The following is a 17,863-nucleotide window of genomic DNA, read 5'->3' as shown; positions in this document are numbered from 1 at the left end:
GCACCACGGACGTGACGGGCACGGTGAAGCTGCCGGACAACGTCGAGATGGTCATGCCGGGCGACAACATCGCCATCGAGGTGGAGCTCATCACCCCGGTCGCGATGGAGAAGGAGCTCCGGTTCGCTGTTCGTGAAGGCGGCCGCACGGTGGGCGCGGGCGTTGTGGCGGAAATCATCGCGTAGTATTCAGCCCACCAGCTCTCCGGAAGGCCCCTTGTGGGCGGTTCCGGGGAGCCGGTGGAAATCCAGTTGCAACCCATGGGGTGTGGTGGTACACACCGCGCCCCTTCGTTCCGAAGAAACGGTTCTCTGAAATCCAGGCGTTGACGGGCGTACCGCCTCACGGTTCCCAGAGGTCGTTCAAAGAGGTTCTTGCGAATGGCGACACAGAAGATCCGCATCCGGCTGAAGGCGTACGACTCGAAGCTCCTGGACCAGAGTGCTGGGGAGATCGTCGAGACGGCCAAGCGCACGGGCGCCAAGGTGGCCGGTCCGATCCCCCTGCCGACGCGCATCAACAAGTTCACCGTGTTGCGTTCGCCGCACGTGGACAAGAAGAGCCGCGAGCAGTTTGAGATCCGCACGCACAAGCGCCTGCTCGATATCCTCGAGCCGACCCAGCAGACGCTGGACGCGCTGATGAAGCTGGATCTGTCTGCCGGCGTTGACGTCGAGATCAAGTCCTAGGAAGCGGGATGGCGTCGGAGTGGTTTCACTCTGACCCCCGAGGAAAGTGCCATGGCGAAGTTTGACGTAGTCGACCTGGATTTGAAGAAGGTGTCGGAGATCGAGCTCTCCGACGAGATCTTCGGCGCCGAGCCGAACACCCACCTGTTCTATGAGGTGGCGAAGATGCAGCAGATCAACCGGCGCCGCGGCACGGTCGGGGTGAAGAACACCTCGCTCGTCAGCGGCGGCGGCAAGAAGCCCTGGAAGCAGAAGGGCACCGGCCGTGCTCGCCAGGGTTCCATCCGCGCTTCCCACTGGGTGGGCGGCGGCAAGGCGATGGCTCCCAAGGCCCGTGACTACTTCTATCGGCCTCCCCGCAAGGTCCGCCGCGGTGCCCTGCGCGCCGTGCTGTCCCTGCGCGCCCGGGAGAAGCAGCTCATCATCCTGGACGGCTTCAAGCTGGACGCCCCGAAGTCGAAGCAGGCCTTCGAGGTGCTCACCCGCCGCCTGAAGCTCCAGAACGCGCTGATCATCGACGAGCGCGGCAACACGAACCTGCACCGCAGCGTGCGCAACCTGGCGAAGTTCGACGTGCTGCCGCCCGAGGGTCTCAACCTCGAGTCCGTGCTCAAGCACTCGCACGTCGTCCTGACTTCCGCCGCCGCGAAGGCGCTTGAGGGGTCCCTGTCATGAATCTGAACGACGTCATCAAGGGCCCGCTCATCACGGAGAAGCTGGACAAGGCCCGTGAGAAGTTCCGCCAGTACTCGTTCATCGTGGACCGCAAGGCCACGAAGCACGACGTGTCCCGCGCGGTCCAGTCCCTGTTCAAGGTCACGGTGGAGGCTGTTCGCACCAACATCGTGCGTGGCAAGACGAAGCGGGTGGGCAAGAGCATCGGCCAGCGCCCCAACTTCAAGAAGGCGGTCGTCACCCTCAAGGAAGGTGACAAGATCGAACTCTTCGAAGGGGGAGCGGTCTGACGCCACTGGCGACAGATCCGCCTGAGAGGAACACACCATGGGCATCAAGAAGTACAAGCCGACAAGCGCCGCCCGCCGTCTGATGACGGTGTCCGACTTCGCGGACATCACCAAGGACTCGCCGGAGAAGGCCCTCACCGAGCCTCTCAAGCGTTCGGGTGGCCGCAACGTTCACGGCCACATCACCCGTCGTCACCAGGGTGGCGGTCACAAGCGTCGCTACCGCACCATCGACTTCAAGCGTCGTGACAAGGACGGCGTGCCGGCCAAGGTGGTCGCGGTCGAGTACGACCCGAATCGCACGGCCAACATCGCCCTCCTGCACTACGCGGACGGCGACAAGCGCTACATCCTGGCCCCCGTGGGCTTGGCCGTGGGCGACACCGTGTTCGCCGGTTCCACCGCCGACATCCGGCCGGGCAACAGCCTGCCGCTGCAGAACATCCCGGTGGGTACGGTCATCCACAACGTGGAGCTGAAGCCGGGCCGTGGCGCCCAGGTCATCCGTTCCGCGGGCACCTCCGGCCAGTTGATGGCCAAGGAAGACCGTTACGCTCAGGTCCGCATGCCTTCCGGTGCTGTGCGCAAGGTGCTCATCGAGTGCCGTGCCACCGTCGGCCAGGTGGGCAACATCGAGCACGAAATCATTCGCATCGGTAAGGCGGGTAAGAGCCGCTGGCTGGGCATTCGGCCCACCGTCCGCGGTTTGGCCATGAACCCTGTCGACCACCCGCACGGTGGTGGTGAGGGTAAGTCCGGCCAGGGTAATCCGCACCCGGTGTCTCCGTGGGGCAAGAAGACCAAGGGCCTCACCACGCGCACCAACAAGCGCACCGACAAGTTCATCGTGAGCGGCCGCCGCCAGGGCGCGCGCAGCCAGTAAGAGGATTTGAAACATGGCTCGTTCGATCAAGAAGGGTCCGTTCGTCGACGATCACCTCCTCAAGAAGATCGAGGGGATGATTGCGGCGAACAAGAAGGCGGTCGTCAAGACCTGGTCCCGGCGCTCCACGATTCTCCCTGAGTTCGTGGGTCACACCTTCGCCGTGCACAACGGCAAGAAGTTCATTCCGGTGTTCGTGACGGAGAACATGGTGGGCCACAAGCTCGGCGAGTTCGCTCCTACGCGCACCTTCGGCGGGCACTCGGCGGAGAAGAAGGTCGCCAAGGCCCCGGGCAAGTAGCCCGTACCTACGCCTGAGAGCCTGAGGAGATGACCATGGAGTCGACTGCACATCTGCGTCACCTGCGCATGAGCCCGCGCAAGCTGTCCCTCGTCGCGGCGCTCATCCGGGGCAAGCCTGTCGAGGCTGCCCTGAACATCCTGAAGTTCACCCCGCGCGCTGCTGCGCGGCCGGTGGAGAAGCTCATCAAGAGCGCCGTCGCCAACGCGACGGACCTGTCCAAGGGCCAGGTCGACGTGGATACCCTCTACGTCAAGACCATCTCCGTGGATCAGGCCGCCACCCAGCGCCGGTTCATGCCGCGCGCCATGGGGCGCGCGACGCCCATTCAGAAGAAGTCTGCCCACGTCCACGTCGTGCTGGCTGAGGCCAAGAAGTAGGACCCGTCGGGCCCTGCCCGGACGCACCAAGGAGATTCAGTTTGGGACAGAAAGTACATCCGATTGGGTTCCGGCTCGGCGTCATCAAGACCTGGGACTCCAAGTGGTTTGAGCACAAGAACTACGCTCAGTGGCTCCACGAAGACATCCGCATCCGCGAGTTCGTCAAGAAGTCGCTGAACCACGCGGGCGTGTCGAAGGTGGAGATTGAGCGCGCCGCCAACAAGGTGAAGGTCAACGTCCACACCGCGCGTCCGGGCATCGTCATCGGCAAGCGTGGCGCTGGCATCGAGACCGTCAAGAAGGACCTCCAGCAGTTCACCAAGAACGAGGTCTTCCTGAACATCGTCGAGGTCCGCAAGGCCGAGACCGACGCGCAGCTCGTGGCGGAGAACATCGCCACGCAGCTCGAGCGCCGTATCGCCTTCCGCCGCGCCATGAAGAAGGCGCTGCAGACCGCGATGAAGTTCGGGGCCAAGGGCATCCGCGTGGCCTGCTCGGGCCGCCTGGGTGGTGCCGAGATGGCCCGCTACGAGTGGTACCGCGAGGGCCGCGTGCCCCTGCACACCCTCCGCGCGGACATCGACTTCGGCTTCGCCGAGGCCAAGACGACCTACGGCAAGATTGGCTGCAAGGTCTGGATCTGCAAGGGCGAGGTCCTCCCCGGCAAGGGCGGCCAGGCCCCCATGCCCACCAACCGGTAAGACGCCCCTGTGGGGCGGGCCCTAAGAAGCCCGCCCTGCACGGAAGGCACGAAGGACATCGACCATGCTTCAGCCTGCTCGAACCAAATACCGCAAGATGCAGAAGGGCCGCATGTTCGGCTCGGCCCACCGCGGCAGCGACCTCACCTACGGTGAGTTCGGCCTGGTGAGCCTCCAGCCGGGCTGGATCACCTCGCGCCAGATCGAGGCGGCCCGTATCGCGATGACCCGCCACGTGAAGCGCGGCGGCAAGATCTGGATCCGGATCTTCCCGGACAAGCCCATCACGAAGAAGCCCGCCGAAACCCGTATGGGTACCGGTAAGGGCGGCGTGGAGTACTACGTCGCGGTCGTCAAGCCGGGACGCGTGCTCTATGAGATGGAGGGCATGACGCAGGAGATCGCCACCGGTGCGCTGAAGCTGGCGCAGGCGAAGCTGCCGGTGCTCACCAAGATCGTGCGCCGCAGCGAGCTCTCGCTGTAGTCACGCACCGCCGGGACGGGCGCTCCACCTGGTGACAGGGGAGGGCGCCCGCATCCCGCGCCGAGGAGACCAAGATGGCGACTGCGAAGGAACTGAAGGAACTGTCGACGGACGACCTGCAGAACCGCGCGAAGGAACTGCGCGATACGCTGGTCCAGGATCGGCTCAAGCGTCGGACCGGCTCGCTGGACAGCCCCGCTGAGGGCGTGCAGCACCGCCGTGATCTGGCCCGCATCCTCACCGTCCTGGGCGAAAAGGCCCGGGCCGCGAAGGCGGGGTAGTAGTAGCAGTGCATCCGCGGGCATCCGGGCTCACCCGGGTGTCCGTGGCCATCCGGGCAGAGGGTCCGGGTGCATGACAGACAGTGAGAACCAACATGGCTGAAGCGACCGAAACGCCCGCTGCCGAGACCTCCACCCGGGGTCGTCCCAAGACCCGCGTGGGCATCGTCACCTCCAACAAGATGCAGAAGACGGTGGTCGTCACCGTCCAGCGTCGTGCTCCCCACCCGAAGTACGGGAAGATCATGAGCCTGCGCGAGAAGTACAAGGCGCACGTCGAGGATCACGACTACCCGAAGAAGGTCACCATCAACGAGGGTGACCGGGTGCGCATCGCCGAGACCAAGCCCGCTTCGAAGGACAAGCGTTGGCGCGTGGTCGAGGTGTTGGAGAAGAGCAAGAACGTCTAGGTAGGTCACACCGCGTCCGTGCGCCATGAAGCGCGTGGACGGGTTCGAGCAAGAGGAGACTTCACATGATTCAGATGCAGAGTGTGCTCGATGTGGCCGACAACTCGGGCGCCAAGAAGGTGTTTTGCATCAAGGTTCTCGGCGGCTCCAAGCGCAAGTACGCCTCCATCGGCGACGTCATCGTCGTGTCGATCCGCGAGGCCCTGCCCAACTCCAAGGTGAAGAAGGGTGACGTGGCCAAGGCCGTCATCGTCCGCACCCGTCGCGAGGTGGGTCGTGCGGATGGCAGCTACATCAAGTTCGACGGCAACTCGGCGGTCCTCATCAACAAGGACCTGGAGCCCATCGGGACGCGCATCTTTGGGCCGGTCGCCCGTGAGCTGCGTGCCCGCAAGTTCATGAAGATCATCTCGCTGGCGCCCGAGGTCCTCTAAGAGGACGCAGGCCTGACGGCGAACAGCCAGAGTGAGGAAGCCATGCAGAAGCTGAAAGTCGGTGACACCATCCAGGTCATCTCCGGGTCTGAGCGCTCGGAGAAGACGCCGGCGACCAAGCGCGGCAAGGTGCTGAAGGTTGACCGGGAGGCGGGCCGCGTGACGGTCGAGGGCCTGCGCCTGGTCAAGCGCCACATGCGCAAGACGCCGCAGAGCCCCGAGGGCGGCATCATCGAGAAGCCGGGCACCATCGCGCTCTCGAACGTCCAGGTGGTCTGCGCCAAGTGTGACAAGCCGACCCGCGTCGGCATCCGCAAGGAGGGGGAGACCTCCAAGCGGTTCTGCAAGCAGTGTGACGCCCTGATTGACTAGGGGTCGGTGTTCGGGCATGTATGCGCGCCCCTTGCCCCACCCCGTGGTGGGGCAAGCGGGCGTGCACGTCCAGAGAGCTGAAATGGTTGAGTTCTCCGGGTGTTTCCACGTTCTAGACGCAGGACTGATCGGACGCGCTGGGTCCATGACGGCGCCCCGAAGCAGGGGAATGAAAGATGGCTGACGAGAAGAAGGCCGACTCGAAGGAAAAGAAGAGCAAGAAGCGCGGCAAAGAAGAAGCCAAGAAGGTTGGCTTCGCCGCGAACATCGAGGAGGGCCTGAAGGCCCGCTCGGCGCGCCTCAAGGACCGCTTCCGCGCGGAAGGCGTTCCTGCGCTGATGAAGGAACTGGGGCTCGGAAACCCCATGGAAGTGCCGCGGCTGGAGAAGATCGTCGTCAACATGGGTCTGGGCGAGGCGCTCGCCAACAACAAGATCCTGGAGTCGGCGGTGGACCAGCTGGCTGCCATCACCGGTCAGAAGCCGGTCGTGACTCGCGCGCGCAAGTCCATCGCGAACTTCAAGCTGCGCCAGGGCCAGGCCATCGGTGCCGCTGTCACGCTGCGCGGCGACCGCATGTTCGAGTTCATGGACCGCCTCATCACCGTCGCGCTGCCTCGCGTGCGTGACTTCAAGGGCGTGTCCCCCAAGGCCTTTGACGGGAAGGGCAACTACACGCTCGGCGTGCGTGAGCAGATCATCTTCCCGGAAATCAACTACGATCAGATCGAAAAGGTGAAGGGGCTCAACATCAGCTTCGTCACCACCGCCCGGAACGACGAGCAGGGCCTCGCGCTGATGCGTCACTTCGGCATGCCGTTCCGTCAGTAACCGAGCCCAGGACTCCCATCGATCATGGCCAAGCTCTCCAAGATTGCCCAGGCAAAGCGCAAGCTGAAGTTCCCCGTGCGTCAGTACAACCGCTGCGGTCTCTGCGGTCGTCCTCGCGCCTTCCTGCGCAAGTTCAAGATGTGCCGTATCTGCCTGCGTCACCGCGCCCTGCGTGGTGAGATTACCGGCGTCACCAAGTCGTCCTGGTAGGCGTTGGACCCGGAGCCCCGTCCCTGTCCTGAAGAGGGCAGGGCGGTACCCGGTTGAAGTAGAAAGAAGTAGCGGTCGTCGCGAACCCCCGGGATGGGCCCGGCAGGCGCGGTGGCCGCGAACGCGGTGTGTCCCATGGGGACCGCTGCTTTGCTTGAAGGTGCTTCATGCCGGTCAATGATCCCGTCGGCGACATGCTGACCCGCCTGCGCAACGCCTCGCGTGCGCGGCACGACAAGGTCGTCATCCCCCACTCGAAGCTCAAGGTGGAGATCGTCAAGGTCCTCAAGGACGAGGGCTACATCGGGGATTTCGCCATCCACGAGGTCGCGCCCCAGAACGAGATCACCGTCCAGCTGAAGTACGGCCCGGACCGCAGCCCGGCCATCACCGGCATTCGCCGCGTGTCGAAGCCCGGCCTGCGTCGTTACGTCGCGGTGCGCGACATCCAGCCGGTGCTCGGCGGCATGGGCATCTCCATCCTCTCCACCTCGCGCGGCATCCTGGTGGACACCGAGGCCCGGAAGCAGAAGGTCGGCGGCGAGCTGCTCTGCACGGTCTACTAGCCAGGAGCCTGGGTGAAGCGCCCCGCGAGGAGCGCGCCCCGGGCGACGACAGCACGAGGCAATCATGAGTCGGATTGGAAAACTGGCGATCAAGCTTGGTGACAAGACGAAGGTCAATGTCGCCAACCAGCAGGTCAACTTCGAAGGCCCCAAGGGCAAGCTGTCCGTCAAGCTCCCCGCCAAGGTGAAGGTGGAGGTCAAGGACGGCCAGGTGACGGTGCAGCGCGAGGATGACTCGCGTGAGGCCCGCAGCCTGCACGGCCTGACGCGGACCATCCTCGCCAACGCGGCGAAGGGCGTGTCCGCAGGCTTCGAGAGGCGTCTGGACATCCGTGGCGTCGGTTTCCGCGCGGAAGTGAAGGGCAAGGCCATTCACTTCTCGCTCGGTTACTCCCACCCGGTGGTGTTCAACCTGCCGGAGGGTGTGACGGCGGAAGTCGACAAGACCTCCCGCACCGAGGACAGCCTTCCCACGGTGGGGCTGACGCTCCGCTCGGCGGACAAGGAAGCCCTGGGCGCCACGGCGGTGAACATCCGCTCGCTGCGTCCGCCGGAGCCCTATAAGGGCAAGGGCATCAAGTACGCCGAGGAGCGCATCCGTCGCAAGGAGGGCAAGACCGGTACGACCTAGTCGTCGCCGCGTCTTCGCCGAGCATTCAACCCCGTCGGGCCTTGAGGTCTGGCGGAATCATCCGGCGGCGGAAGGCCGCATCGCCGCCGGACGGAAAAGGAAGCAGCCATGTCCAAGACTGTCGAGCAGCGCCTCAAGAGGAAGAACCGCATCCGCAAGAAGCTCTCCGGAACCACGGAGCGTCCGCGGCTGTCGGTCTACAAGAGCCTCAAGCACATCTACGCGCAGGTGGTGGACGACTCCACCGGCCGCACGCTGGCGTTCGCGTCGTCCCTGTCCAAGGAGTTGAAGGGCAAGGACGAGGGCGACAAGAAGGCCGACGCGAAGCGCGTGGGCTCCCTCATCGCGGAGAAGTGCAAGGCCGCCAACGTCGATGCGGTGGTGTTCGACCGCAACGGCTTCCCTTACCATGGGCGCATCGCCGCCGTGGCTGACGCCGCGCGCGAGGCCGGCCTGAAGTTCTAGGTACCAGAAAGGAATTCCTCAAGTGGCAACTCCGATCAATCCGAACGATCTGGACCTGACCGACCGCGTGGTGAACATCAACCGCGTGGCCAAGGTGGTGAAGGGTGGCCGCCGGTTCTCGTTCGCCGCGCTTGTCGTGGTGGGCGATGGCAACGGGCACGTGGGCGTGGGCCTGGGCAAGGCCAACGAAGTCCCCGAGGCCATCCGCAAGGGTGGCGAGAACGCGAAGAAGAACCTGTTCCGCGTTCCCCGCATGGGCCACACCATCCCGCACGAGATCCTGGGGCACTTTGGTGCCGGCTGGGTGCTCCTGAAGCCGGCCTCCGAAGGTACGGGCGTCATCGCCGGTGGTGCGGTGCGCGCGGTGCTGGAGGCGGCGGGCATCCGCAACATCCTGACCAAGAGCCAGGGTTCGCGGAATCCGCACAACGTGCTGAAGGCCACGGTGGCGGGCCTGAAGCTGCTGCGCAGCGCCGAGCAGGTCGCGCGGCTGCGTGGCAAGGACGTCGAGACCCAGAAGCTCGCGGGCGAGGCGAGGGGCTAGTCATGGCGCTCAAGGTTAAGCTGACGAAGAGCTTCTCGGGGTCTTCCGAGGACATGCTGGCCACCATCAAGGGCCTCGGTCTGAAGAAGTTCGGCGACGAGCGGCTGTTGAAGGACACCCCGGCGGTGCGCGGCATGGTGTTCAAGGTAAAGCACCTGGTCTCCCTGGAGACGGTCAGCCAGGAGGCCCCGGCGCCCAAGCGCCGCAAGCCCCGGAAGATTGTCGCCCGGGACCGCGCCCTGGAGCGCCTGGCCGCCAAGGCCAAGGCCTGAGAACTGAGGATCCAACATGAGCATCCTGACCAATCTGAAGCGCCCTGAGGGCTCCTGGCACCGCAAGAAGCGCGTGGGCCGTGGCCAGGGTAGCGGCCTGGGCAAGACGGCCGGCCGCGGCGGCAAGGGCCAGAAGGCCCGCTCCGGCAACATGCGGTTCGAGGGCTTCGAAGGCGGCCAGAGCCCGCTGCAGCGCCGCCTGCCGAAGTTCGGCTTCAACCCGCCCAACCGCACCACCTACGCGGTGGTGAACCTGGGCGACCTGGAGCACACGTTCGACGCTGGCGCCACGGTGGACGAGGCCGCGCTGAAGCAGGCGGGCCTGGTCAAGGGCCGTTATGATGGCGTGAAGGTCCTGGCCCACGGCGAGCTCGCTAAGAAGCTCACCGTCAAGGTGAACAAGGTGTCCGCGGCGGCTCGCGAGAACATCGAGAAGGCGGGCGGCTCCGTGGAGGAGCTTCCCCTGGTGGCGCACAAGCCGGAGTCGGCCGCCAAGGCCCACGCTGGCAAGGGCGTCAAGGCTCCTCGCCAGCCCCGGGCGTAGGCGTGACCGGCGGCGCGCATCACAGTGATGTGGTGCGCGCCCCCAGCCTTGTGTAGGCTTCCGCGCCCCTTTCCGGAACCGGAGAGGGGCGTTTGTTGTTGCTGGCAGAACCTCTTGAAGAGGATGGCATTACCGTGGCCCTGAACGCCTTCGCCAACGTCTTCCGCATCGCGGAGCTGCGCAGCCGGCTTGCGTACACGCTCGTGCTGCTGTCCGTCTACCGCATCGGCATCTTCATCAACACGCCGGGCGTGGACCGCTCTGCGATGAACGCGTTCATGGACGCCCAGAAACAATCGGGCGGCCTCGTGTCGCTGTTCAACCTCTTCTCCGGCGGCGCGCTGGAGCAGATGTCCATCTTCGGCCTGGGCATCATGCCGTACGTGAGCGCCTCCATCATCATCCAGCTCTTGGCGGTGGTGGTGCCCAGCCTGGAGCGCCTGCAGAAGGAAGGCGCCGCGGGCCGCCAGAAGATCAACCAGTACACGCGCTACGGAACCATCGCGCTGTCCATCGTGCAGGGCGTGGGCATCTCGCGGTGGCTGGCCTCGCTGGGCCGCTCCGACGCGGGGCAGGGCGGCTTCAACCAGGTGGTGGTACCCAACGACAACCTCTGGTTCACCTTCATGACGGTGGTCAGCCTCACGGCGGGCACGGCCTTCATCATGTGGCTGGGCGAGCGCATCACCGAGCGCGGCATCGGCAACGGCATCTCGCTCATCATCTTCGCGGGCATCGTGGCGCGCGTGCTGCCCGGCGCGAAGACGCTGCTGGACCTGACGTCGCAGGAAGTGGTGAACGTGGCCGCGGTGCTGGGCCTGCTCTTCTTCATGCTCCTCATCATCGGCGTGGTGGTCTATGTGGAGCGGGGCATGCGTCGGGTGCCCATCCAGTACGCCAAGCGCATGGCGGGCCGTCGCATGTTCGCGGGCCAGGCCACGTACTTCCCCATGAAGGTGAACGCCTCGGGCGTGATTCCCCCCATCTTCGCCGGCGCAGTGCTGTCCTTCCCGGCGACGCTGGGCGCGTGGTTCCCCTTCCTGCAGGGCTTCCAGCGCAGCATCGAGGGCAACCTCTGGGTCTACAACGGCCTGTTCGTGCTGCTGGTGGTGTTCTTCTCCTACTTCTACACGGCGCTCACCTTCCGGCCGGATGACGTGGCGGACAACATCAAGAAGCAGGGTGGCTACATCCCCGGCATCCGCCCGGGCCGTCAGACGGCGGAGTTCATTGAGCGCACGCTCAACCGCCTCACGTTCGGTGGCGCCATCTACCTGGCCATCATCTGCGTGATTCCGTCCGTCATCAGCAGCGTGCTCGGGGTGCAGTTCACCTTCGGCGGCACGGCGCTCCTCATCGTGGTGGGCGTGGCGCTGGACACGGTGCAGCAGATTGAGGGCCACCTCATCAGCCGCAACTACGAAGGCTTCGCGGGTCCGCGCGGTCCGCGCATCCGCGGCCGGGTTCGCGTGGCGGCCTGACAGCGGTCGGTTGTGTTCCGGGCGCCTCTCCCCAATGGTGGGGAGGGGCGCCTCGTCGTTCAAGGGTGGACGTAGGTACAAAGGAGCGACATGAACCTCATCCTCTTGGGGCCGCCGAACGCCGGGAAGGGAACCCAGGCGAAGAAGCTCTACGCGGACTTCCAGATCCCGCAGATCTCCACCGGCGACATCCTGCGCAAGGCCGTGAAGGATGGCACGCCGCTGGGCAAGGTGGCCGGGCCGCTGATGGCCGCGGGGCAGTACGTCCCGGACGACGTCGTCATCGGCATCGTGGAGGAGCGGCTGAAGGAGCCGGACGTGGCCCAGGGCTTCGTGCTTGACGGCTTTCCCCGCACCCCGGGACAGGCGGACGCGCTGGACCGGATGCTGGAGCGGTTGGGCAAGCAGCTGAACGCGGTCGTGTCGCTCGAGGTCCCTCACTCGACGCTGGTCGAGCGTGGCTCCGGCCGGCGCGTGTGCCCCAATGACGGGTCCGTCTTCCACGTCACCCAGAGCCCGCCGAAGCGCGCGGGCCTGTGCGACAAGTGCAGCACGGAGCTCGTGCAGCGTCCGGATGACACGCCGGAGGTCATCGAGAAGCGCCTGCAGAAGTACGACGCCGAGACGTCCCCTCTGAAGAACTTCTACGCGAAGAAGGGGCTGCTCAAGAGCGTGGACGGCGTCGGGTCTCCGGAGGGCATCTACGAGGAGATCAAGAAGGCCGCTGGCCGTCCTGCCTGAGCCTGGGGCAGCCAGTGAGGCGAGGGCAGGGCCGGTCTGGACTGCCGCCCCACCGTTCATGGGTTCCCGACAGAGCAGCGGGCTGGTAGGGAAAGGGGCGCATGAACCCGGTGGAGATCAAGAGCCCGGATGAGATTGCCCTGATGCGGGAAGCGGGGCGGATCGTCTGTGAGATCCTGGACGAACTGGAGAAGGCAGTGGCCCCCGGTGTCTCCACCTGGGATTTGGACGCCCTGGCGGAGCAGCTCATCGCCAAGAAGGGCGCCCGGTCGGCGTTCAAGGGCTACCACGGCTTTCCGGGTGTCCTCTGCGCCTCCGTGAACCAGGAGGTCGTCCATGGCATCCCCAACCGGAAGCGGCGGTTGGTGGCGGGGGACCTGATGAAGCTGGACTTCGGGGTGGTCTACCGCGGCTTCTTCGGGGACTCCGCGCGGACGGTGCCGGTAGGGAAGGTGACGCCAGAGGCCCAGGCCCTGGTGGACGTTACCCGGCAGTCCCTGGAGAAGGCCATCCAGGCGATGCAGCCGGGCAACCGGATTGGCGACATTGGTCACGCGGTGCAGAACCACGTGGAGGCGCGGGGGTTCTCCGTGGTCCGGGACTTCACGGGGCACGGGATTGGCCGGAAGCTGCACGAGCCGCCGCAGGTGCCCAACTACGGGCAGGCGGGGTCAGGGATGAAGCTGCGGCCAGGCATGGTCCTGGCTGTGGAACCAATGGTGAACCAGGGGACGCCCGACGTGGAGGTCCTGGAGGACGAGTGGACGGCCGTCACTGTGGACGGCAAGTTGTCCGCCCACTTCGAGCACACCATCCTGATCTCAGAGCGGGGGCCGGAAGTGCTGACCCGGCGTCGATGAGGGCCCCCGGCCACAGGGTGAAATAGGGTGATGTCAGAAGGTGTTGATAGAGGTCCAGATTTCAGATCGCGCGGCGCTTGCTACTTACGGACCAAAGTGTTATCCCGCCGCGCTTCCAGAAGGTTCGTGGTCCGGGAAGAAGGTTGACGCTTGCCGAAGGATGATTCCATCGAAGTCGAGGGGACCGTTATGGAGCCCCTACCGAACGCGATGTTCCGCGTGGTGCTGGACAACGGCCACAAGGTGCTCGCGCACATCTCGGGTAAGATGCGGATGCACTTCATCCGTATCCTTCCGGGCGACAAGGTGAAGGTCGAGTTGTCGCCGTATGACCTGACCCGTGGACGGATCACGTACCGGGCCAAGTAATTCGCGCCGGCCGCCTGTGCGGACCGGCTGTTGTGCTTTTCTCCGCTGAAGGAAGGAAGTTCGCTCCATGAAGGTTCGGGCGTCCGTCAAGAAGATCTGCGACAAGTGCAAGGTTGTTCGCCGTAAGGGCATCGTGCGCGTCATCTGCGCTTCCAACCCCCGGCACAAGCAGCGCCAGGGCTAGAGAGTCCCCAGGGACTCTTCAGCCTCAGACCAACTCCACAACAAGGAAGACCGAAGATGGCTCGTATCGCCGGCATCGATCTGCCGCCCAACAAGCGTGCGGTGATCTCGCTTCAGTACATCTACGGGATCGGTAACAAGACCGCGCACGACATCATCGAGGCGGCGGGCATCGATCTCACCACCCGGACCAAGGACCTCACCGAGGACCAGGCTCGAAAGATCCGCGAGATCATCGAGGCCAACTACAAGGTCGAGGGTGACCTCCGGCGCGAGGTGACCATGAACATCAAGCGGCTGATGGACCTGGGTTGCTACCGGGGTCTGCGTCACCGCAAGGGTCTTCCGGTCCGCGGCCAGCGCACCCACACCAACGCGCGCACCCGCAAGGGTCCCAAGCGCGGCATCGTTCGCGCGAAGCCGGCCGCTCCGGCCCGCTAAACCCTCTGGCGCCCGCTGCCTCGCTTCGTGTGAGGCGCGGGCGTTGATCACCTACTCCCAGGAGCAGCGATTCACATGGCTGACGAGATCAATACCGCCGCCGCGCCGGCCGGTGCCGAGGGTGGCGAGACCCCTGCGGCGAAGAAGAGCAAGCGCAAGGGTAAGAAGAACATCCTCAACGGCGTGGTCCACATCCAGTCCACGTTCAACAACACCATCATCACGATCACGGACGTGTCCGGGAACGTGATCTCCTGGTCGTCGGCCGGGGCGCGCGGCTTCAAGGGCAGCCGCAAGTCCACGCCGTTCGCGGCGCAGGTGGCCGCTGGCGACGCCGCGGCGAAGGCGATGGAGCACGGCCTGAAGACCGTGACGGTGTTCGTGAAGGGTCCGGGCGCGGGCCGTGAGTCGGCGCTGCGCGCGCTGGCCGCCGCCGGCCTGAAGATCAGCCTCATCCGCGACGTGACGCCCATCCCGCACAACGGCTGCCGTCAGCCCAAGCGCCGCCGCGTCTAATTACCGCTTCGGGCCGGGGACCCGCCTCGCGGCGGGCCCGGCTCCAGACCATCTGCAAGGAGAGTTTCCGTGGCTCGTTATACCGCGAGCGCCTGCCGTATCTGCCGGCGCGAGAACCTGAAGATGTACCTCAAGGGCGACCGTTGCTACACGGACAAGTGCGCCATCGAGCGCCGCCCCTATCCCCCCGGTCAGCACGGCCAGGGCCGCGTGAAGTTCTCCGGCTACGGCGTGCAGCTGCGCGAGAAGCAGAAGGTCAAGCGCATGTACGGCCTGCTCGAGAACCAGTTCCGCGGGTACTACCACCGCGCGTCCGCGGCCAAGGGCAAGACGGGTGAGAACCTGTTGCAGCAGCTGGAGCTCCGCCTGGACAACGTGGTGTTCCGCATGGGCTTCGCGGACACGCGCAACGAGGCGCGCCAGCTGGTGCGTCACGGTCACTTCCAGGTCAACGGCCGCCGGGTGAACATCCCGTCGTTCTCCGTGAAGCCGGGCAGCGCAGTGGAAGTGGTGGAGAAGAGCCGCAAGGTGCTCCGCATCTCCGAGGCGCTGGAGACGGTGGACCGCCGTGGCGTTCCCCAGTGGATTGACCTGGACAAGAAGTCGTTCAAGGGCACGGTCAAGACGGTCCCGAACCGCGAGGACCTGACCATGCCCATCCAGGAGCAGCTCATCGTCGAACTGTACTCGAAGTAAGCAGGGATGCAGGGCCCGCTTCGGTGGGCCCCTCCCGCGGTGGACGCCCTGGCCGACAAGGCCGGGGCGTTGTCGCTTTGTCGCCTGTCGTTTCGCCTGGAGGCCGCGTTCTGCGCGCGCCGGGCGAGGTTGTTAGCAGTCCCCCCGCGTGCCCGTCCTCCCGTCAATCTGGCGGGGAAGTGGGTGATGGCGCACGACCAGAGGAGCAGTCCCCATGGCCGACACGTTTGTTGCGAAGAACTGGCGCGACCTCATCAAGCCGCGCCGCATGGAAGTGGACCAGGACTCGCTGAGCCCCACGTACGGCAAGTTCGTGGCGGAGCCGCTGGAGCGCGGCTTCGGGACGACGCTGGGCAACTCGCTGCGGCGGGTGCTGCTGTCGTCGCTGCAGGGCGCGGCCATCACCTCCGTGAAGATTGAGGGCGTGGACCACGAGTTCACGACCATCCCCGAGGTGGCCGAGGACGTCACGGACGTCGTGTTGAACCTGAAGGAGGTCCTCCTCCGGATGCACACGAACGAGACGAAGACGCTGCGCATCGAGGTGGAAGGCCCCAAGGAAGTGAAGGCGGGCGACCTCATCGCGGACCAGGACGTCGAAATCCTGAACCCGGGTCACCACATCTGCACCGTGTCCGAGGGTGGCAAGGTGCGCATGGAGCTGATGTGCCGCCGCGGCCGTGGCTACGTGCCGGCGTCCACGAACAAGGTGGCGGGCGCGCCCATCGGGACCATCCCCATCGACTCGCTCTTCTCGCCCATCCGCAAGGTGAACTACCAGGTCACCAACGCGCGCGTCGGTCAGGTCACGGACTTCGACAAGCTGTCGCTCGAGGTCTGGACGGACGGCTCCGTGGTGCCGCAGGACGCGGTGGCGTACGCGGCGAAGATCATCAAGGAGCAGCTCACGGTGTTCGTGAACTTCGACGAGACCGAGGAGCCGGTCGTCGCCGAGGCGCCGAAGGAAGAGGCCAAGCTCAACGAGAACCTGTTCCGCTCGGTGGACGAGCTGGAGCTGTCGGTGCGTTCGGCCAACTGCCTGCAGCAGGCGAACATCAAGTCCATCGGTGACCTGGTCCAGCGCACCGAGGCGGAGATGCTCAAGACGAAGAACTTCGGCCGCAAGTCTCTGAAGGAGATCAAGGAGATCCTCGCGGAGATGGGTCTGTCCCTGGGCATGAAGCTGGAGAACTGGCCGCCGAAGAACGCGCCGGCTCCCGCGGCCCCCAAGGCCTGAAGCGTCGTTGTTTCCTGAAGCACCTGCCTTGGCATCCCACCGACACGGCTTCACGGTGGCGCGAAGGCAGGGGGCCCTGTGGTACACAGGGCCCGATTCAACGGCGGCCCCCGGTGTCGGGGCCGTCCTTCCCACCCGGTACCTGATACGGCCGGAGTGGTGGGGTTCTCAAGAAGAGACCCCGGAGCACGCGCATGCGCCACAAGGTCGGACAAAGGAAGCTGCACCGCACCACGAGCCACCGTCTCGCGATGCTGAACAACATGGTCACGTCCCTGCTGGAGCACGGGGCCATCCGCACCACCGTTCCCAAGGCGAAGGAAGTCCGTCCGCTGGCCGAGCGCATCATCACGCTCGCCAAGCGCGGTGGCCTGTCCAACGTGCGCCTTGCCGCCCGCACCGTGAAGGACCGCACGGTCCTCCAGAAGGTGTTCAGCGAGTACAAGGAGCGTTACGCGTCCCGTCCGGGTGGCTACACCCGCATCGTGCGCCTGGGCTTCCGCCGGGGCGACGCTGCGGAGATGGCCCTCATCGAGCTGGTGGACCGTCCCGCGAAGGCCCCGGCCGCCGCTGAGACGACCGAGGCTCCCGCCGAGGCGAAGTCCGAGGGTTGAGCCGTTCCCCGTGCCCGGGTCTCACGTGAGTGAGGCCCGGACGGGCTGAAGAAGCACCGAGGGCGCCTTCCTGCTTCAGGAGGGCGCCCTTCGTGTTTCCGGCGTCTGGAGGGGCGCCCGCGGCGGGCTACTTCTTCGGCGCGAGGAGGCGCTGCCACTCCTCCTGGAGGGAAGGCGTGAGGTCGGCCTTGTCGTCCGCGCTCTTCATCGTCAGGGCCTGGAAGCGCAGGTCCGCGGGCGCGGCGCCGCCGGTCTTCCCCAGGAGCTGTTTGGGCGTGATGGTGACGAAGTTGCCGGGCTGCACCTCCGCCACCACCGCCTTGTACTCGTTGTTCACGGTGATGATGACGTCGCGCCAGACGTCCTTGCTCTCGTTCCAGATGGTGACGGAGGGCCGGTCCAGCTTGTCGCTGAGCACCAGGCGCGCGTCCATGTCACCGGTGTCCAGGGATCTGCCCGGGCACGCGATGCCGAAGCTGGCGACGGACAGAACGAGCCAGCCCGCGACGATGCCGGCCTTGTACTTGAAGAAGCGGTTGCTCGCGCGGAAGTCCGCGAACTGCTCCTTCAGGATGGAGAAGGCGTTGAGGACGACGTTGGACGTCTCCGCGGCAACGCGCTTGCCCAGGGGGCCTTCCGGCTTCGCCTTCTCCAGCGGGGCCATGCGGGCGGCGCTCACGGCGCGCATGCCAGGGCTGGTGGCCGCACGAGGCTGGGTGCCGGGATTGGACGGCGTCCGGGGCGGCGGGGTGCTGGGAGG

General features: G+C 65.6%; 31 protein-coding genes and 1 pseudogene. 31 read left to right on the top strand and 1 reads right to left on the bottom strand.

The window, feature by feature from the left end; genetic code table 11:
* The 31 genes and pseudogenes from tuf to rplQ all read left to right on the top strand — a co-directional run.
* Positions 1-185 (top strand): annotated as a pseudogene (gene tuf, locus D7Y11_RS34175) (elongation factor Tu); the annotation flags it as partial.
* Positions 186-380: 195 nt separating this feature from the next.
* A complete protein-coding gene (gene rpsJ, locus D7Y11_RS34170) occupies positions 381-689 on the top strand; it encodes a 30S ribosomal protein S10 (protein WP_002633608.1) in 309 nt (102 codons plus the stop codon).
* A 51-nt stretch (positions 690-740) separates the two neighbouring features.
* Positions 741-1,364: a 50S ribosomal protein L4 gene (gene rplD, locus D7Y11_RS34165; protein WP_120574790.1), complete on the top strand. Its 624-nt coding sequence runs from the start codon at positions 741-743 to the stop codon at positions 1,362-1,364.
* A complete protein-coding gene (locus tag D7Y11_RS34160) occupies positions 1,361-1,654 on the top strand; it encodes a 50S ribosomal protein L23 (protein WP_120574789.1) in 294 nt (97 codons plus the stop codon). The genes rplD and D7Y11_RS34160 overlap by 4 nt, the downstream gene beginning before the upstream one ends.
* 37 nt (positions 1,655-1,691) lie before the next feature.
* Complete coding sequence (rplB, locus tag D7Y11_RS34155) at positions 1,692-2,537, top strand: 50S ribosomal protein L2 (protein WP_120574788.1); 846 nt, start codon at positions 1,692-1,694, stop codon at positions 2,535-2,537.
* Between the two features lie 13 nt (positions 2,538-2,550).
* Positions 2,551-2,838: a 30S ribosomal protein S19 gene (gene rpsS / locus D7Y11_RS34150; RefSeq protein ID WP_014395864.1), complete on the top strand. Its 288-nt coding sequence runs from the start codon at positions 2,551-2,553 to the stop codon at positions 2,836-2,838.
* Between the two features lie 35 nt (positions 2,839-2,873).
* The gene (gene rplV / locus D7Y11_RS34145) at positions 2,874-3,218 is read left to right on the top strand and encodes a 50S ribosomal protein L22 (RefSeq protein ID WP_014395865.1); all 345 of its coding nucleotides are present in this window, start codon (positions 2,874-2,876) and stop codon (positions 3,216-3,218) included.
* Between the two features lie 41 nt (positions 3,219-3,259).
* Positions 3,260-3,922, top strand: coding sequence for a 30S ribosomal protein S3 (gene rpsC, locus D7Y11_RS34140; protein ID WP_120523546.1), 663 nt, complete (start codon positions 3,260-3,262; stop codon positions 3,920-3,922).
* 64 nt (positions 3,923-3,986) lie between these two features.
* Complete coding sequence (rplP, locus tag D7Y11_RS34135) at positions 3,987-4,406, top strand: 50S ribosomal protein L16 (protein WP_014395867.1); 420 nt, start codon at positions 3,987-3,989, stop codon at positions 4,404-4,406.
* A 74-nt stretch (positions 4,407-4,480) separates the two neighbouring features.
* Positions 4,481-4,687 (top strand): 50S ribosomal protein L29, encoded by a 207-nt coding sequence (rpmC, locus tag D7Y11_RS34130; protein WP_014395868.1) that lies wholly within the window; start codon positions 4,481-4,483, stop codon positions 4,685-4,687.
* Between the two features lie 83 nt (positions 4,688-4,770).
* The gene (rpsQ, locus tag D7Y11_RS34125; RefSeq protein WP_169821648.1) at positions 4,771-5,097 is read left to right on the top strand and encodes a 30S ribosomal protein S17; all 327 of its coding nucleotides are present in this window, start codon (positions 4,771-4,773) and stop codon (positions 5,095-5,097) included.
* A gap of 65 nt (positions 5,098-5,162) precedes the next feature.
* On the top strand, positions 5,163-5,531 hold the full coding sequence (rplN, locus tag D7Y11_RS34120; protein ID WP_014395870.1) for a 50S ribosomal protein L14: 369 nt from the start codon (positions 5,163-5,165) through the stop codon (positions 5,529-5,531).
* A gap of 42 nt (positions 5,532-5,573) precedes the next feature.
* The gene (gene rplX, locus D7Y11_RS34115; protein WP_120574787.1) at positions 5,574-5,903 is read left to right on the top strand and encodes a 50S ribosomal protein L24; all 330 of its coding nucleotides are present in this window, start codon (positions 5,574-5,576) and stop codon (positions 5,901-5,903) included.
* Positions 5,904-6,079: 176 nt separating this feature from the next.
* A complete protein-coding gene (gene rplE / locus D7Y11_RS34110) occupies positions 6,080-6,733 on the top strand; it encodes a 50S ribosomal protein L5 (RefSeq protein ID WP_014395872.1) in 654 nt (217 codons plus the stop codon).
* A 24-nt stretch (positions 6,734-6,757) separates the two neighbouring features.
* The gene (locus tag D7Y11_RS34105; RefSeq protein WP_014395873.1) at positions 6,758-6,943 is read left to right on the top strand and encodes a type Z 30S ribosomal protein S14; all 186 of its coding nucleotides are present in this window, start codon (positions 6,758-6,760) and stop codon (positions 6,941-6,943) included.
* A 167-nt stretch (positions 6,944-7,110) separates the two neighbouring features.
* A complete protein-coding gene (gene rpsH / locus D7Y11_RS34100; protein WP_120552131.1) occupies positions 7,111-7,509 on the top strand; it encodes a 30S ribosomal protein S8 in 399 nt (132 codons plus the stop codon).
* A gap of 64 nt (positions 7,510-7,573) precedes the next feature.
* A complete protein-coding gene (gene rplF, locus D7Y11_RS34095; protein WP_120574786.1) occupies positions 7,574-8,140 on the top strand; it encodes a 50S ribosomal protein L6 in 567 nt (188 codons plus the stop codon).
* A 108-nt stretch (positions 8,141-8,248) separates the two neighbouring features.
* Complete coding sequence (rplR, locus tag D7Y11_RS34090) at positions 8,249-8,605, top strand: 50S ribosomal protein L18 (RefSeq protein ID WP_120567151.1); 357 nt, start codon at positions 8,249-8,251, stop codon at positions 8,603-8,605.
* A 22-nt stretch (positions 8,606-8,627) separates the two neighbouring features.
* Positions 8,628-9,149, top strand: a complete 522-nt coding sequence (gene rpsE / locus D7Y11_RS34085) for a 30S ribosomal protein S5 (RefSeq protein ID WP_014395877.1) — start codon at positions 8,628-8,630, stop codon at positions 9,147-9,149.
* Between the two features lie 2 nt (positions 9,150-9,151).
* Positions 9,152-9,421, top strand: a complete 270-nt coding sequence (rpmD, locus tag D7Y11_RS34080; protein ID WP_120532358.1) for a 50S ribosomal protein L30 — start codon at positions 9,152-9,154, stop codon at positions 9,419-9,421.
* A gap of 16 nt (positions 9,422-9,437) precedes the next feature.
* Positions 9,438-9,965 (top strand): 50S ribosomal protein L15, encoded by a 528-nt coding sequence (gene rplO, locus D7Y11_RS34075; protein WP_014395879.1) that lies wholly within the window; start codon positions 9,438-9,440, stop codon positions 9,963-9,965.
* Between the two features lie 134 nt (positions 9,966-10,099).
* On the top strand, positions 10,100-11,446 hold the full coding sequence (secY, locus tag D7Y11_RS34070; protein ID WP_120574785.1) for a preprotein translocase subunit SecY: 1,347 nt from the start codon (positions 10,100-10,102) through the stop codon (positions 11,444-11,446).
* A gap of 90 nt (positions 11,447-11,536) precedes the next feature.
* The gene (locus tag D7Y11_RS34065) at positions 11,537-12,187 is read left to right on the top strand and encodes an adenylate kinase (RefSeq protein WP_120574784.1); all 651 of its coding nucleotides are present in this window, start codon (positions 11,537-11,539) and stop codon (positions 12,185-12,187) included.
* Between the two features lie 101 nt (positions 12,188-12,288).
* Complete coding sequence (gene map / locus D7Y11_RS34060) at positions 12,289-13,047, top strand: type I methionyl aminopeptidase (protein ID WP_120574783.1); 759 nt, start codon at positions 12,289-12,291, stop codon at positions 13,045-13,047.
* 150 nt (positions 13,048-13,197) lie between these two features.
* The gene (gene infA / locus D7Y11_RS34055) at positions 13,198-13,416 is read left to right on the top strand and encodes a translation initiation factor IF-1 (protein ID WP_002614803.1); all 219 of its coding nucleotides are present in this window, start codon (positions 13,198-13,200) and stop codon (positions 13,414-13,416) included.
* A 67-nt stretch (positions 13,417-13,483) separates the two neighbouring features.
* A complete protein-coding gene (rpmJ, locus tag D7Y11_RS34050) occupies positions 13,484-13,600 on the top strand; it encodes a 50S ribosomal protein L36 (protein WP_002633586.1) in 117 nt (38 codons plus the stop codon).
* Positions 13,601-13,656: 56 nt separating this feature from the next.
* The gene (rpsM, locus tag D7Y11_RS34045) at positions 13,657-14,040 is read left to right on the top strand and encodes a 30S ribosomal protein S13 (protein ID WP_014395883.1); all 384 of its coding nucleotides are present in this window, start codon (positions 13,657-13,659) and stop codon (positions 14,038-14,040) included.
* Positions 14,041-14,115: 75 nt separating this feature from the next.
* Positions 14,116-14,556: a 30S ribosomal protein S11 gene (rpsK, locus tag D7Y11_RS34040; protein ID WP_014395884.1), complete on the top strand. Its 441-nt coding sequence runs from the start codon at positions 14,116-14,118 to the stop codon at positions 14,554-14,556.
* A gap of 69 nt (positions 14,557-14,625) precedes the next feature.
* A complete protein-coding gene (gene rpsD / locus D7Y11_RS34035) occupies positions 14,626-15,252 on the top strand; it encodes a 30S ribosomal protein S4 (RefSeq protein ID WP_120574782.1) in 627 nt (208 codons plus the stop codon).
* A 214-nt stretch (positions 15,253-15,466) separates the two neighbouring features.
* Complete coding sequence (locus D7Y11_RS34030) at positions 15,467-16,489, top strand: DNA-directed RNA polymerase subunit alpha (RefSeq protein WP_120574781.1); 1,023 nt, start codon at positions 15,467-15,469, stop codon at positions 16,487-16,489.
* A 194-nt stretch (positions 16,490-16,683) separates the two neighbouring features.
* Positions 16,684-17,103 carry a 50S ribosomal protein L17 gene (gene rplQ, locus D7Y11_RS34025; protein WP_014395887.1) on the top strand — a complete coding sequence of 140 codons (420 nt, stop codon included), beginning with the start codon at positions 16,684-16,686 and terminating at the stop codon, positions 17,101-17,103.
* Between the two features lie 127 nt (positions 17,104-17,230).
* Here the strand turns inward: rplQ and D7Y11_RS34020 are convergent.
* Positions 17,231-17,863 (bottom strand): hypothetical protein (locus tag D7Y11_RS34020; RefSeq protein ID WP_233607471.1); only part of this gene is annotated, 633 nt, incomplete at its 5' end.

The sequence above is a fragment of the Corallococcus sp. AB018 genome (genome assembly GCF_003986945.1).
GTDB lineage: Bacteria > Myxococcota > Myxococcia > Myxococcales > Myxococcaceae > Corallococcus > Corallococcus exiguus.
Note: the sequence above shows the minus strand (reverse complement) of the source record. Positions and strands in the feature narration are given on the sequence as shown.

Coding starts and splice junctions, on each gene's coding strand:
- rplD (WP_120574790.1), top strand. CDS start 741: ATGGCGAAGTTTGACGTAGTCGACCTGGATTTGAAGAAGGTGTCGGAG.
- rplO (WP_014395879.1), top strand. CDS start 9,438: ATGAGCATCCTGACCAATCTGAAGCGCCCTGAGGGCTCCTGGCACCGC.
- rplE (WP_014395872.1), top strand. CDS start 6,080: ATGGCTGACGAGAAGAAGGCCGACTCGAAGGAAAAGAAGAGCAAGAAG.
- rpsK (WP_014395884.1), top strand. CDS start 14,116: ATGGCTGACGAGATCAATACCGCCGCCGCGCCGGCCGGTGCCGAGGGT.
- rplR (WP_120567151.1), top strand. CDS start 8,249: ATGTCCAAGACTGTCGAGCAGCGCCTCAAGAGGAAGAACCGCATCCGC.
- rpmJ (WP_002633586.1), top strand. CDS start 13,484: ATGAAGGTTCGGGCGTCCGTCAAGAAGATCTGCGACAAGTGCAAGGTT.
- D7Y11_RS34065 (WP_120574784.1), top strand. CDS start 11,537: ATGAACCTCATCCTCTTGGGGCCGCCGAACGCCGGGAAGGGAACCCAG.
- rpmC (WP_014395868.1), top strand. CDS start 4,481: ATGGCGACTGCGAAGGAACTGAAGGAACTGTCGACGGACGACCTGCAG.
- rplN (WP_014395870.1), top strand. CDS start 5,163: ATGATTCAGATGCAGAGTGTGCTCGATGTGGCCGACAACTCGGGCGCC.
- rplV (WP_014395865.1), top strand. CDS start 2,874: ATGGAGTCGACTGCACATCTGCGTCACCTGCGCATGAGCCCGCGCAAG.
- D7Y11_RS34030 (WP_120574781.1), top strand. CDS start 15,467: ATGGCCGACACGTTTGTTGCGAAGAACTGGCGCGACCTCATCAAGCCG.
- rpsH (WP_120552131.1), top strand. CDS start 7,111: ATGCCGGTCAATGATCCCGTCGGCGACATGCTGACCCGCCTGCGCAAC.
- rplQ (WP_014395887.1), top strand. CDS start 16,684: ATGCGCCACAAGGTCGGACAAAGGAAGCTGCACCGCACCACGAGCCAC.
- rplB (WP_120574788.1), top strand. CDS start 1,692: ATGGGCATCAAGAAGTACAAGCCGACAAGCGCCGCCCGCCGTCTGATG.
- rpsM (WP_014395883.1), top strand. CDS start 13,657: ATGGCTCGTATCGCCGGCATCGATCTGCCGCCCAACAAGCGTGCGGTG.
- D7Y11_RS34105 (WP_014395873.1), top strand. CDS start 6,758: ATGGCCAAGCTCTCCAAGATTGCCCAGGCAAAGCGCAAGCTGAAGTTC.
- rplP (WP_014395867.1), top strand. CDS start 3,987: ATGCTTCAGCCTGCTCGAACCAAATACCGCAAGATGCAGAAGGGCCGC.
- rpsJ (WP_002633608.1), top strand. CDS start 381: ATGGCGACACAGAAGATCCGCATCCGGCTGAAGGCGTACGACTCGAAG.
- D7Y11_RS34160 (WP_120574789.1), top strand. CDS start 1,361: ATGAATCTGAACGACGTCATCAAGGGCCCGCTCATCACGGAGAAGCTG.
- rpmD (WP_120532358.1), top strand. CDS start 9,152: ATGGCGCTCAAGGTTAAGCTGACGAAGAGCTTCTCGGGGTCTTCCGAG.
- rplX (WP_120574787.1), top strand. CDS start 5,574: ATGCAGAAGCTGAAAGTCGGTGACACCATCCAGGTCATCTCCGGGTCT.
- map (WP_120574783.1), top strand. CDS start 12,289: ATGAACCCGGTGGAGATCAAGAGCCCGGATGAGATTGCCCTGATGCGG.
- rplF (WP_120574786.1), top strand. CDS start 7,574: ATGAGTCGGATTGGAAAACTGGCGATCAAGCTTGGTGACAAGACGAAG.
- rpsS (WP_014395864.1), top strand. CDS start 2,551: ATGGCTCGTTCGATCAAGAAGGGTCCGTTCGTCGACGATCACCTCCTC.